The 12,067-nt window shown below is 68.4% G+C and carries 12 protein-coding genes; 5 read left to right on the top strand and 7 right to left on the bottom strand.

The genetic code is table 11. The features are described 5' to 3' along the window. Nucleotides 1-120 precede the first annotated feature (120 nt). Nucleotides 121-732: an ABATE domain-containing protein gene (locus AB0I34_RS42490; protein WP_360457847.1), complete on the bottom strand. Its 612-nt coding sequence runs from the start codon at nt 730-732 to the stop codon at nt 121-123. Between the two features lie 85 nt (nt 733-817). Between AB0I34_RS42490 and AB0I34_RS42495 the strand changes: the two genes are divergently transcribed. Further along, nucleotides 818-1,990, top strand: coding sequence for an MFS transporter (locus AB0I34_RS42495; protein WP_360457850.1), 1,173 nt, complete (start codon nt 818-820; stop codon nt 1,988-1,990). On the opposite strand, the gene AB0I34_RS42500 is transcribed toward AB0I34_RS42495, so the two are convergent. From AB0I34_RS42500 to AB0I34_RS42510, 3 genes are read right to left on the bottom strand one after another with little or no spacing between them, the layout of a single operon-like run. Beyond that, nucleotides 1,968-2,780 (bottom strand): alpha/beta hydrolase, encoded by an 813-nt coding sequence (locus AB0I34_RS42500; protein ID WP_360457853.1) that lies wholly within the window; start codon nt 2,778-2,780, stop codon nt 1,968-1,970. The two genes, AB0I34_RS42495 and AB0I34_RS42500, sit on opposite strands and share 23 nt — an antisense overlap. Then, nucleotides 2,777-3,970, bottom strand: a complete 1,194-nt coding sequence (locus AB0I34_RS42505; protein ID WP_360457856.1) for a M20 family metallopeptidase — start codon at nt 3,968-3,970, stop codon at nt 2,777-2,779. The genes AB0I34_RS42500 and AB0I34_RS42505 overlap by 4 nt, the downstream gene beginning before the upstream one ends. Next, nucleotides 3,967-4,887, bottom strand: a complete 921-nt coding sequence (locus tag AB0I34_RS42510; RefSeq protein WP_360457920.1) for a 5'-3' exonuclease H3TH domain-containing protein — start codon at nt 4,885-4,887, stop codon at nt 3,967-3,969. The genes AB0I34_RS42505 and AB0I34_RS42510 overlap by 4 nt, the downstream gene beginning before the upstream one ends. A 71-nt stretch (nt 4,888-4,958) precedes the next feature. Here AB0I34_RS42510 and AB0I34_RS42515 point away from each other — a divergent pair, with 71 nt between their 5' ends. Then, nucleotides 4,959-5,399: an Lrp/AsnC family transcriptional regulator gene (locus AB0I34_RS42515; RefSeq protein ID WP_360457859.1), complete on the top strand. Its 441-nt coding sequence runs from the start codon at nt 4,959-4,961 to the stop codon at nt 5,397-5,399. Here the strand turns inward: AB0I34_RS42515 and AB0I34_RS42520 are convergent. Further along, a complete protein-coding gene (locus tag AB0I34_RS42520) occupies nt 5,372-6,220 on the bottom strand; it encodes an alpha/beta hydrolase (protein ID WP_360457862.1) in 849 nt (282 codons plus the stop codon). The genes AB0I34_RS42515 and AB0I34_RS42520 overlap by 28 nt on opposite strands. 132 nt (nt 6,221-6,352) lie before the next feature. On the opposite strand from AB0I34_RS42520, the gene AB0I34_RS42525 reads away from it, so the two are divergent. From AB0I34_RS42525 to AB0I34_RS42535, 3 genes are read left to right on the top strand one after another with little or no spacing between them, the layout of a single operon-like run. Beyond that, complete coding sequence (locus tag AB0I34_RS42525) at nt 6,353-7,207, top strand: helix-turn-helix transcriptional regulator (protein WP_360457865.1); 855 nt, start codon at nt 6,353-6,355, stop codon at nt 7,205-7,207. Between the two features lie 30 nt (nt 7,208-7,237). Further along, on the top strand, nt 7,238-7,921 hold the full coding sequence (locus AB0I34_RS42530) for an HAD family hydrolase (RefSeq protein WP_360457868.1): 684 nt from the start codon (nt 7,238-7,240) through the stop codon (nt 7,919-7,921). After that, nucleotides 7,918-8,622 carry an HAD family hydrolase gene (locus AB0I34_RS42535; protein ID WP_360457871.1) on the top strand — a complete coding sequence of 235 codons (705 nt, stop codon included), beginning with the start codon at nt 7,918-7,920 and terminating at the stop codon, nt 8,620-8,622. Before AB0I34_RS42530 ends, AB0I34_RS42535 begins: the two co-directional genes overlap by 4 nt. 32 nt (nt 8,623-8,654) lie before the next feature. On the opposite strand, the gene AB0I34_RS42540 is transcribed toward AB0I34_RS42535, so the two are convergent. Beyond that, nucleotides 8,655-10,325, bottom strand: a complete 1,671-nt coding sequence (locus AB0I34_RS42540; RefSeq protein ID WP_360457874.1) for a hypothetical protein — start codon at nt 10,323-10,325, stop codon at nt 8,655-8,657. A 170-nt stretch (nt 10,326-10,495) separates the two neighbouring features. Further along, the gene (locus tag AB0I34_RS42545) at nt 10,496-11,971 is read right to left on the bottom strand and encodes a lysine 2,3-aminomutase (RefSeq protein ID WP_360457877.1); all 1,476 of its coding nucleotides are present in this window, start codon (nt 11,969-11,971) and stop codon (nt 10,496-10,498) included. Nucleotides 11,972-12,067 lie beyond the last annotated feature (96 nt).

Consider the following 12,067-nt stretch of genomic DNA (forward strand, 5'->3'; position numbering starts at 1 on the left):
AGTCGACGCCGTCGAAGCGCAGTACCGTCGGACCACTCCACGACGGCGGCAGCTCGAACACCAGCCGATGGTCGCCGGTCGGGTTCTCGGTCGGGCACAGCTATTGGGGAGCCGAGACTCTCAGGCTGAGTGGGGCTGGGTGCGTCGAGCGTAGGCGCGGGCCGCGCGGACTCGGTCGCCGCAGCGGGTTGAGCACCAGTGGCGGCGGCCGTGGCGGAGCAGGTAGCGGTTGCAAGGTGGGGAGTCACAGGCGGCGAGGGTGTCAGCGTCGGCGCTGGTGAGGAGGTCGGCGGCGCTGGCGGCGATGGTGGCCAGGGCGCGGTCGAGGGTCTCGTTCGGGGGACAGATCGCGGCGCGGTAGGGACCGTTCTGCTCGTCCCAGAGCAGCAGTGACGCTGTCGGGACGCGGGTCAGGGCGTCGTTGACGGCGGAGAGGGCCGACGGCAGCGCGGGCAGCCCTTCGACCCGGGCCGCGAACAGCGCGCGCACATGTTCGCGCAGGGCGCGTAGCTGCGTCGCGCACATCTCCTGAACGCCGGCGTCGTCGGCCGCGAGTGCGTGGCCGGTGAGCCACTGGTTCACCGCCTCCGGCGTACCGAGGAGGTCGACGTACTGACCGCCGGGCAGCGCGATCGCGGTGTTGACGAAGTCGATGGCCAGGTAGTCCTCGGCGCCGGGGGCAGGCGGCAGCGGGGCGGTTGGTGCCAGCTCCGCAATCGACGGCTCACTCATGGATCTCATGGTACAGCTTGTCAGTATCCGTGAGAACAGCCTACGGTTTCTCACGGATAAACCCCAATGTATTCGTGAGGAGATCATGAGAGGCACACTGCTGGCGTTGATGGTCTGCGTCTTCGGCGTCACCACCGGCGAGTTCGTGCTCGCTGGGATCCTGCCCGCGGTCGCGGGCGATCTGGAGGTCTCGATCCCCGCGGCCGGCCTGCTGGTGACGGCGTACGCGATCGGCATGATCATCGGCGGACCGTTGCTGACAGCAATCACCGCCGGCCGTCCACGCAAGCGACTGGTGCTGGCTCTGCTGGCCGTCGCCGTGGCCGGCAACCTGCTGTCGGCTCTGGCGCCCGGGTACGAGGTCCTGTTCGCGGCCCGGATCGTGACCGCGCTGGTGACGTCGACGTTCTTCGCGAACGCGATCGTCATCGTGATTTCGTCCGCGCCGGCGGGCAAGCAGGGGGCGACCGTCGCGAAGCTTGTCTTCGGCATGAATCTGGCCATGATTCTCGGCGCGCCACTCGGCACCTGGATCGGCGAGGCGTTCGGCTGGCGCGCGACGTTCGGTGCGATCACCGCGTGCTGCGCCGTCGGGCTACTCCTGGTCGCCCGCTTCGTGCCAGGCGACCAGGCCGGCACGCGGAACCGGGCGCTGGGGGAGTTCGCCGTCTTCCGCGATCGCGACGTGCTGCTCGCGATCACCACCACCGCGGTCGCGAACATCGGTCTGCTGATGGTGTTCACGTATCTCGCGCCGTTGCTGACCGGACCTGGTTCGTTCGCCGCGGGCACGGTCGCTCCGATGCTGCTGATCTACGGTGTCGGAGCAACGATCGGCAACCTGCTCGGCGGCCGGCTGGCGGACCGGGCGTTGTTGCCTTCCCAGCTCAGCGCCTTGAGTGTGCTCGTCGTCCTGCTCATCGCGCTGCGGGTCAGTCCGACGCCAGTGGTCACCGGCTTGCTGGTGTTCGCTGCCGGGGCCGTCGGCTTCTCCGTGATCCCCGGCATGCAGAGCCGCGTCCTGAGCACGGCCGCGGCTGCCCCGACGTTGGCGATCGCCGTCAACGCTTCGGCGTACCAACTCGCGGCAGCATGTGCCGGATGGCTCGGCGGCCGAATCATCGCCGGCCCCGGGCTCCCCGCGATCTACCTGGCCGCCGCCATCACCACCGTGCTCGGGATCGGGCTCACCGCACTCGCGTTGCGCCGCGACCGAGTCGGTCCGGGCGAACTCGTCAGCCGGACAGGGAACGCGTGAGGAACTCCCGGAACTCGCCGGGCGCGGAGAACATCGGCATGTGATCCGCGCCCTGCACCACCTCGAGCTCGGCGTTCGGGGCCTCGTCGGCCAGGCGTCGGGCCCAGAGTTGGGTGCCTTGGAAGTCGCGGCCGCCGACGAGTACGGACAACGGCGGCTTGAGCTCGGCGAACCGGGTCTTGATCGGGGGATCGAGCTCCTCGCCGTGATGGACGGGCATCGTCAGCACGCGGGAGTTGGCGATCGCGAGGCCGATCAGCAGGCGGCGGTCGGCGTCGTTGACCATCGGGCACCAGCCGCCGACGTCGTACGCCGCGGCAGCCGGGATGCCGTCAGCGGCCAGGATCTCCTCGAGACGGGTGAAGTGTGCCCGCATCACCACGCGAGCCGCGGCCTCCGCCGGGCTTGCGTCCGGGAACTCCCCGAACGATCCGGCCACCGCGCACACCCGGCGGACTCGGTCGGGATACCGGTGCGCGAACCCCAACGCCCGCCGGGCTCCATCGGAGGAGCCGATCAGCACCGCACGCTCCACGCCCGCCGCATCCAGGACCGCTGCCAGGTCGTCGATCTCGCTGTACGCCGCGTACGACGGTGACGAGAGCCCGTTGTCCCGGTAGTCCCAGGTCGTGACTCGCGCCGTCTCCGACAGCCACGCCACCGTCGAGTCCCACATCCGAACGTCGGCCAGACCGCCGTTCAGGAGCACGACATCCTGGCCTTGGCCGTGCTGCTCGTAGTAGAGGTAGCCGTCGGGCACCTCCACGAAGTTCCTCGTCGGGTTGATCATCGGGCGAGGCGGCGTACGGCGAGTTCGGCCAGGAGGGCGGCTCCGTCGGGGAGGACGGAGTCGTCGAAGTCGGCCAGGGGCGAGTGGTTGTCGGCGGCCGCGTCGGGGTCGGCGGACCGGCAGGCGCTGAGGTTGAGGTAGACGCCGGGGACCTCGTTGAGGACGTAGGACATGTCCTCGGCGCCACAGCGGGGGTTGGCGCGTTCGCGGAAGCGGTCGGGGCCGAAGACGTCGACGATGACGTCGCGGGCGAACTGATACTCCTCGACGTTGTTGACTGTCACCGGGTAGCCGATCCGGTACTCGGCCTTGGCGACCAGCCCGTGCGCGCTGGCCATCGCCTCGACCAGCTGGATCGAGGCCTGCTGCACCTTCGCCCGGGCTTCCTCGGAGAACGTCCGGACGGTCGCGTCGAAGAACGCGTCGTCCGGGATGATGTTCTCCTTCGTGCCGCCCGCGATCCGTCCGACCGTGAGCACGACCGGGTCGAACACATCGAACTGCCGCGTGATCATCGTCTGCAGAGCGGTCACGATCTCGCAGAGCACCGGGATCGGGTCCTTGCCGCGGTACGGCGTCGACCCGTGCGTTCCCGCACCTACGACGCGAACGCTCAGTTGGTCGGCCGCCGCCATGAACGAGCCCGGACGGCTGCTCCACATCCCGCGCGGCTGTCCCGCGGACCCGACATGCAGTCCGTACGCCGCGTCCGCACGCCGGCCGGCCGCCTCGAGCACGCCCTCGCGGATCATGATCGGCGCCCCGCCAGTGGTCTCCTCGCCCGGCTGGAACATGAACACTACGTCGCCGGCGAGCTCGGCCTGCATCGCCGACAGGATCTTCGCGGCGCCGACCAACCCGGCGACGTGGAGATCGTGGCCGCAGGCATGCATCATCCCGGGATGCTGGGACACGTACGGGATGTCGACCCGCTCGGTCACCGGCAGCGCGTCCATGTCGCCGCGAAGCAGGACCACCGGGCCGGGGCCGCCTCCGCCGCGCAGTACGGCGGTCACCGAGGACAGCTCCTTGCCGAGCGTGATCTCCAGCGGCAGGCCGGCGAGCGCGTCGAGGATGAGTTGCTGGGTCTTCGGCAGCTCGAGGTCGTACTCCGGCACCTGGTGCAGCGCCCGGCGGAGGGCGACGATCTCGTCGCGGAACTGCTCCGCCAGCTCGACAGTCCTCGTCATGCCTTCGGTCCCAGGTTCAGTGCGTTCATGACCCGCTGGGCGCTGCCACCCAGCTCGAGCAGTTCGACCAGGTCGAGCCATCGTTCTGGGTCCTTGACCTCGCTCGGGATGGTTGCGTCGAACGTGCCGACCGGCGCGTCCTTGGCCACCGCGACCACCTTCGGCGCGACGTCGAGGTAGTCGCTCGCCTCGAGGATCTTGCGCTTCACCGACGGCGACATCGGCGTACTCGGATCCGCGGCCGCGGCCCGGATCGCGTCCAGGTCGCCGTACGCCGTGACCAGGGAGGCTGCTGTCTTCTCACCGATGCCCTTGACGCCGGGCAGACCGTCGGAGGCGTCACCGCGGAGCGTCGCGAAGTCGGCGTACCGGTTCGCGGGGACGTCGTACTTGGCGAGCAGCGCCTTCTCGTCGTACACGTCGGCCCGGCCGACTCCGCGCGCGGCGGTGTAGACGATCCGGATACCGCGGCTGTCGTCGATCAACTGGAACAGGTCGCGGTCGCCGGTGACGACGTCGACCGGCATCGTCGCCTGGTGCGAGAGCGTACCGATCACGTCGTCGGCCTCGTGGTCGGCCGCCCCGACGATGGCGATGCCGAGAGCCTCCAGGCAGGCGCGGATGTACGGCACCTGGACCTCGAGCCGGTCCGGCACGTCCTCGACCTGCTCGCCCTTCGGCGTCACGAACTCGACCCGCTGCGCCTTGTACGACGGGATCAGCGCGACGCGCCAGGACGGTCGCCAGTTGTCGTCCCAGCACGCCACCAGGTGGGTCGGCCGGTGGTTCTCGGCCAGCCGCGCGATGAAGTCGAGCAGCCCACGGACCGCGTTGGTCGGCGTACCGTCGGCAGCCTTCATCGTGTCCGGGACGCCGAAGAAGGCGCGAAAGTACAGCGACGCGGTATCGAGCAGCATCAGCCGCTGGGTCGTCTCAGCCATGGGGCGATGCTTTCATGCCGGGGTGCCGCGGCAGTAGGGTCTCCAGGATGGAGGACCTGGACCGCAAGATCGTCGGGCTGCTTGCCAGTGACGGCAGGATGAGCTTCACCGACCTCGGCAAGGCGACCGGCCTGTCCACGTCGGCGGTGCACCAGCGGGTCAAGCGGCTCGAGCAACGCGGCATCATCCAGGGGTACGCCGCCACTGTCGATCACACGGCGCTCGACCTTCCGCTGACCGCGCTGATCTCGATCCGCCCGATCGACCCGTCCCAGCCGGACGACTCACCAGAGCGTCTCCGCGACGTCCCCGAGATCGAGTCCTGCTACTCCGTCGCAGGCGACTCCAGCTACATCCTCGTCGTCCGGGTCGCCTCCCCGGTCGCCCTCGAAAACCTCCTGGCCACCATCCGGGGCCGAGCCAATGTCTCCACCACAACCACCATCGTCCTCAGCACCCCCTACGAACGCCGCCCCCCGGCTCTCTGACCCACCTCCGCCGCCTGCTGGGTGAGGACCTGGTGGAGTCGCTCCGCGGTGGCTCGGGGGTGGAAGGTGTAGGCGTTGTGCGCGCCCGGGAACGGTTCGCAGGGGACTCCGAGGTGCTCGGCGAGGAGTCTGGCGCACTTGTTCGGCCAGATGTGGGTCGAGTCCTGGCCGGCTGCGGGGACCACGCGGGCGGGCGAGTTCTTGAGGTCGGTGAGATTGACGGTGTAGGTGCGAATGGCTGGGGTGTCGTGGGTCATGAGGACCGCTGCGTTCGAGAAGTGTTCGGGGCCGGGGGTGCGCTGAGGGTTGTCGGGTTCGCGGTCCTTCGGGTCGATGTCGAGGAACTGCGCGAACCAGCGGAGCGCAGGAGCGATGCCTTTCGTTGTGAAGAGTTCCTCGACTGTGAGGAAGTCCTGGATGGCGGCGGCGCGCTCCGCGGCCGGTAGCAGTTGGGTGACGGGGGCTTCATGGGCGACGACCACGCCGACCTGATCGGGGTGCCTGGTGGTGAGTTCCAGCGCGATCAGGCCGCCGAAGCTGCTGCCATAGACGTACGCCGGTTCTGTGGTGACGGTGGCGAGCAGGAGGGAGAGGTCGTCGGCGTGGGTCGCCAGCGTCAGCGCGGGGGTGTCCGTGGCGCTGCCGGACAGGCCTCGGCGGGCGTAGGTGAGGACGGTGTACCTGTCGGCCAGGTGGGTTGCGAGCGCTTCGGTCGCGCCGGCGTCCCCATGACCTCCGGAGATGAGGACGAGCAGGGGGCCTGAACCACGGACGAAGTGGTGCAGTCGGGCGCCGGGGACTTCCAGTACGGATTCCTTCATGAAACAGCCTTCCTCGTTCGGACCGGACAGGCGTCGACTATGCATCCGCCGTCGGCGACTCGGGAGAGGAGCGGTTTGCCTAGGATCAGCGGTCCGAGGATGTGTTGGGCGAACGGTGGTATCACTGTCGCTATGGGGATGCACCGCGACGACCTCGCCGATTTCCTGCGCCGGTCCCGGGAGCGGCTGTCTCCGCGCGACGTGGGGCTGGTCGAGGGACCGAGGCGTCGTACGCCGGGACTCCGCCGCGAGGAGGTCTCGCAGTTGGCGGGCATGTCGGCCGACTACCTCATGCGGCTCGAGCAGGGCAGGAGCCCACAGCCCTCGGTTCAGATGCTGGCGGCGCTGGCCCGCGCGCTGCGGCTGACAGCCGATGAGCGGGACCACCTGTACCTGCTCGCTGGGCAGCAGCCGCCGGAGGGAGCACGGGCCGGGGAGTACCTCGCGCCGAGCATGCTCTACATCCTCGACCGGCTGGACAGCGTTCCGGTCCAGGTCTTGAGCGACCTCGGCGACGTGCTGGCGCAGAACAACATGGCGCTGGCCTTGTTCGGGTGCGTGTGCGACGTGGCCCACGAGGACCGCAACATCGTGCTGCGCTGGTTCACCGAGCCCGACGTGCGAAATCACTTTGCGGCCGAGGAGCGCGAGGAGCAGGCTCGGCATTTGGTCGCGGATCTGCGCGCCGCCGCAGCCCGCCGCGGGAACGACGAAGCCTCCCGCACCCTTGTCACGCGACTCCGCGCCGCCAGCCCCGAGTTCGCGGCACTCTGGGACCGGCACGAGGTCGCCGTACGCAGATCACATCCGTACCGGCTGAACCATCCGGACCTCGGCATGATCGAGTTCGACTGCGAGGTACTCGCGACACCCGCGGCAGACCAGCGACTACGAGTCTTCACCCCGCCACCGGGCCACGCCGACACCCTGGACCTGCTGCGCACACTCGGCCCACAGCACAAGTGCAGCGCGGCTTCCGGGCAGTAGATCGTGGGAGCGCTGTCGTAGGGTGCAGGCGTGCAGCGCATTCTCTTGCTGGATCTGTTCAGCACTCTGGTATCTGGTGGGGACGATGAGCGAGGGCTGGTGCATCGGGAGATCGCCGGGGTGCTGGGGGCCGAGGCCGGTGCGTTCGCTCGCGAGTTCGATGCGACGGCGTACGAACGGTTCACCGGCGCGTACGGCGATCTGCCCAGCACGCTTCGGGTGATCGCAGCCAGGTGTGGGGTCGCGCCGACGGACAGTCAGGTGTTGGAGGCAACGAATCTTCGGCAGGCGTTGTCCCGGAAGCTGCTGACGGCGGTGCCGGACGGCACGCTGAGGACCTTGGCCGGATTCACAGCAGCCGGTTGGCGGATCGGGCTCGTCAGTAACGTGACGGCAGAGAACCAGCTGCAATGGGCCGGCTGCCCCCTTGAGCCGTACTTCGAGGCCACGGCGTTCTCGGCCGAGGTCGGTGCCGCCAAGCCGGAGCCAGAGATCTACCTGACCGCCTGCGCCGCGCTCGGCGTCGAGCCGAGCGAGTGCATCTACGTCGGCGACGGGCGAGACAACGAACTGCGCGCGGCCGCGGAGCTCGGTATGTACGTGATCCGGACGACTGAGCACTCTGACAGCGACCCGTCGTGGTCCGGGCCGACGGTCACCACGTTCGCGGAGCTTCCGGAGCTGATCGGTCAGACGAACTCGAGGCCGGCGTGAGACCCGTCAGGTCGGATCACGGGGACAGGCCGCGGGGCACGCGTCGGGCTCTCCTAGTAGATCTGTTCAGCACGTTGGTTGCTGATCGTGAGGCGGAGGATCTTGGGGTTGCCGGAGTGCTGGGGGTTGAGGGGGAGGCGTTCGGGCGGGAGCTGGATGCGACGGCGTACGAGCGGTTCACCGGGGCGTACGGCGATCTGGGGAACACGTTGCGGGTGGTAGCGGGGCGGTGTGGGGGTGCGCCTGGTGAGGAACAGGTGCGGGAGGCAACGGATTTGCGCCGGGGGTATGTCCGGCGATTGCTGAGTGCGGTGCCGGAGGGGACTGTCAGGACGTTGGAGGGATTGAAGAGCGCCGGGTGGCGGATCGGGCTGGTGAGTGATGCGACTGCGGAGGTGCCGCTCGAGTGGGCCACGTGTCCGCTCGAGCCCTACTTCGAGGTGACCGCGTTCTCGGCCGAGGTGGGTGCTGTGAAGCCGGATCCGAAGATGTATCTGACGGCCTGTCAGGCGCTGGAGGTCGAGCCCAGCGAGTGCATGTACGTCGGCGACGGTGGGTACGGCGAACTCCCAGCGGCTGCTGCGCTCGGCATGTACGCGATCCGGACCACCGAGCACGCCGACAGCGCCCCGTCCTGGACCGGCCCGACGATCACCTCCTTCACCGACCTCCCAGCGCTAATCGGCGTACCAAGCAGCTGAGGATCGGGCACCCACCTCATGACCGAGTGCAGCTAGTAGCCGCCGGCTGTGAGGAGTTGGGACTCGTGCGAGAAGATCTGCATCTTGCCTTTGCCCTTCGGCGGGATCAGGACGGCGACGTCGTGCGTGCTCTCGCTGGTGAGGGCGTTGTAGTACTTCGCCGTCGGCGGGCTGAAGGCGATCGAGGCCCCGGAGGCCCAGTTGAAGTTGTAGCCCTTGCCGACCTGGAGCACGTAGTGCTCGGTGAGCGTCATGAAGACCAGGGCCGAGCCCGCCTTGGTCTGGAAGGCGATCGGGGCTTCGGTGCTGCTGAAGGTGTAGCTGATCGCGTGATAGATCTGCGGCTGTTTGACCGCGTGCGCCTTGTCGTCGGCGATGTCCTTCAGCACTGCGCTGATGTCGGCGTTGGGGGCGAACGACGCAGCCCGCGGTGACTTGGCTCCGGCGTTCAGGTACTCCGTCAGAGCTTTCACCGCTGCCGGTGGCGTGGCGACCAGCTTCGCCGAGTCGGCAGCGGTGATCGGCCGCACACCGGCCAGGTCCGGCAGCTTGACCGTCGTCTTCGGAGCCGCCGCGAAGGTGAGCAGCCACTGGCTGCCCGCGGTCTTGCGTTCCCAGACGCCGAGGTGCCGGTAGTCCTTGGTGTCGGAGATGCCTGCCGTCGCGACGAACCGCATCGGGTAGCCGCCGTACTCGGGCGCACCGACCACCGGCTTGGTGTAGGTGAAGGGCTTGATGATGTCCTTGCCGGTCTTGTCGAGGGCACGGTCGATCGCGTACCCAGCCTGGCTCTCGCGCACCAGGTTGCCGCCCTCGACGGTCGCGATCAGCCTGTCGTCGCGGCGCTTGTTGGCCGCGTTGTTGACCTCGTTGTAGTGCTTGATGACGGCGGCCGCCGTCTCGCTGGTGATCGCCGGCCGGGTCAGAGCGTTGACGGTGTTGGTCTGGGGGATCGCCGAGCAGCCGCTCACCAGCGCCAGTACTCCGGTGACGGCCGCGACCCTGCGGACGGGTCCTACCTGACTGGGCTGCCGCGGCGCAGGCGCCTCGACCTCACCCTGCGCGGCGACGGGCGGAGCGGGTGTGGACGTACGACGGCGGCGGAACAGGACCATGAAGATGCCCAGGGCAAGCAGCACCAGACCGATCACGAACACGGCCAGGCAGCTGAGGAAGGCGTTCGGGATCTCGATGCCCAGATCGGCCTGTACGTCGGGTGCGGTCTTCCCGTCAGCGCTCATGATCACCACGGAGTACGGGCCGTCCTCGATCTTCCAGGCCAGCTTCTGAGTGCCGGGCCCTGTTGCCTTCGCGACCCACCAGTCGAGAGTGCCGGGCGCCGCGACGGGACCCGCGGTGCCCTTGACCTCCTCGGTCTTGAGCGTGGCCGGGTACTCCACCTGCACCAGCTCGGTGTGGGCGATGTTCTTGAGGTAGCTGGTGGTGTCGAAGCCGCGGGCGACACCGACGAAGACCGGCTTGCCGGCCGTCGAGCGGACGTCCACGTGCAGGACGGGACCGTGTCGGTCGAGCATCGTCGGAGCACTGACGATGGCCAGGCCCTTGCTGGTCAGATGCTGCTCACCGGCGTGGACCGTGTTGTCCGGGCCGACGAGCCAGAAGGCGGCTGCGCCTCCGGCGGCGGCAACGACCAGACCGAGCAGGGCAATCAGGACACCAAGAATTGAGCGGATGACCCGCACACGCACTCCCGAGATCGCGGCATGCCCCAGACATGCCGGACGATTGACGACCCCAGATGCTAGCGGTCAGGCAGTGCAACCCCGGCCATGGCCGGTCCGGATTGCTGGAAGATGCAGAACGCCCGCGGTGCCGCCCCCTGCATTGGTGGCACCGAAGGCGGGATCGGGAGTCAGTTGATCTGCAAGAGCTTCTGCGACTCGGCGGCGGCGCGGGAGGCGGCGGCGCTCTTCTCGGCCTCGGCGAGGGAGGTGCCGGCGTGCTGCCGCCACCAGTCCTGGCCCTCGGCCGGAAGGGTGTCGATCGGGTCGTAGTACTCGTAGGTGCGGTTGAGCGCCTCGGGATCCTGGTGCTCGATGCCGGTGCGGTAGTTCTTCTTCCAGTACGAGATGCCGCGGACCTCGTCGTACTCCGACAACTGGTGCACCCACCGCTTGCCGACGTACGGGACGTCGCAGACGATCCGTGGGGTGGCGAAGCCGGGGAGGTAGCCGAGGATGCCGTGCTGCAGGTGCTGCGCGTCGCGGACCGAGACCCGCCAGTGCTCGGAGAACGGGATCATGTCGCACATGTAGAAGTAGTACGGCGTGATGGTCGCGCCATCGAGCAGCGCGAAGCACAGGTCGAGCAGCTGCGGCACCGAGTCGTTCACGCCGCGCATCAGCACGCCCTGGTTGCGGACGTCGCGCAGGCCTGCCTCGAACATCGCCTTCGTTGCCTCGGCCACCAAAGGCGTCACCGACTGGGCGGCGTTCACGTGCGTGTGCATGGCGATCATGACGCCGCGCTGCCGCGCGATCGACGCCACCCGCTCGACGCCGGCCCGGACGTCGTCCGACAGCCAGTGCTGCGGCATGCCCATCAGGGCCTTGGTTGCCAGCCGGATATCGCGGATGTTCTCGATCTCGAGGAGGCTGGTGAGGAACGACTCCAGCCGCGGCCACGGCATGTTCGCCACGTCGCCACCGGACACGACGACGTCCCGGACACCCGGCGTACGCCGCAGGTAGTCGAGCATGTCGTCGAGACGGGTCTGCGGCTTCGCGGTGAACTTCAGCTTGTCGATGACCGGGGTCGAGTTGCCGACCAGGTCCATCCGGGTGCAGTGACCGCAGTACTGCGGGCACGTCGGCAGGATCTCCGCAAGGACCTTGGTCGGGTAGCGGTGGGTCAACCCCTCTGTGGCCCACATCTCATGCTCGTGCAGCGAGTCCCGGGTCGCGTGCGGATGCGACGGCCAGTCGGTACGGCGGTCACTGAACACCGGCAGCATGTAGCGCCGGACCGGATCGGCGTAGAAGGCCTCGGTGTAGTCGGAGGCTCCGGTCGGCACGATCGTGTTCAGCATCTGCGGCGGCAGCAGCATCGACATGGTGGCGCGCTCGGCCTGGTCCCGGGTCAGGTCCTCGTACAACCGCTCCTCGAGCAGGTCGCCCATCACGTCACGCAGTTGCTTGACGTTCTTCACACAGTGCGCCCGCTGCCACTGCACCGACCGCCACTCCTCGGCCGTCACGTCCTTCCAGCCGGGCAGCCGGGTCCAGTCCGGCTCCACCAGCTCGGCCCGACGATACGCGTACGGCTGGCCCGCGAGATCGCGCTCGCCGGGCTCCGGGACGCCCAGCTCCGGGCTGATCAGGTCGGTCACAAGTCCTCCGGGGGGCTTCAGGGGTAGTGCGGTCTCATGTGAGGATAGCGATAGAACTTCCCTTCAATACAACAGTACGCCGCAAGAATTCTCGTC

It is taken from the genome of Kribbella sp. NPDC050281 (assembly GCF_040655855.1).
Classification (GTDB): Bacteria; Actinomycetota; Actinomycetes; order Propionibacteriales; family Kribbellaceae; genus Kribbella.

Bases quoted from the DNA above. Each gene is read 5' to 3' on its own strand.
- AB0I34_RS42490 (WP_360457847.1), bottom strand. From the start codon at position 732: ATGAGTGAGCCGTCGATTGCGGAGCTGGCACCAACCGCCCCGCTGCCG.
- AB0I34_RS42495 (WP_360457850.1), top strand. From the start codon at position 818: ATGAGAGGCACACTGCTGGCGTTGATGGTCTGCGTCTTCGGCGTCACC.
- AB0I34_RS42500 (WP_360457853.1), bottom strand. From the start codon at position 2,780: ATGATCAACCCGACGAGGAACTTCGTGGAGGTGCCCGACGGCTACCTC.
- AB0I34_RS42505 (WP_360457856.1), bottom strand. From the start codon at position 3,970: ATGACGAGGACTGTCGAGCTGGCGGAGCAGTTCCGCGACGAGATCGTC.
- AB0I34_RS42510 (WP_360457920.1), bottom strand. From the start codon at position 4,887: ATGCTGCTCGATACCGCGTCGCTGTACTTTCGCGCCTTCTTCGGCGTC.
- AB0I34_RS42515 (WP_360457859.1), top strand. From the start codon at position 4,959: ATGGAGGACCTGGACCGCAAGATCGTCGGGCTGCTTGCCAGTGACGGC.
- AB0I34_RS42520 (WP_360457862.1), bottom strand. From the start codon at position 6,220: ATGAAGGAATCCGTACTGGAAGTCCCCGGCGCCCGACTGCACCACTTC.
- AB0I34_RS42525 (WP_360457865.1), top strand. From the start codon at position 6,353: ATGGGGATGCACCGCGACGACCTCGCCGATTTCCTGCGCCGGTCCCGG.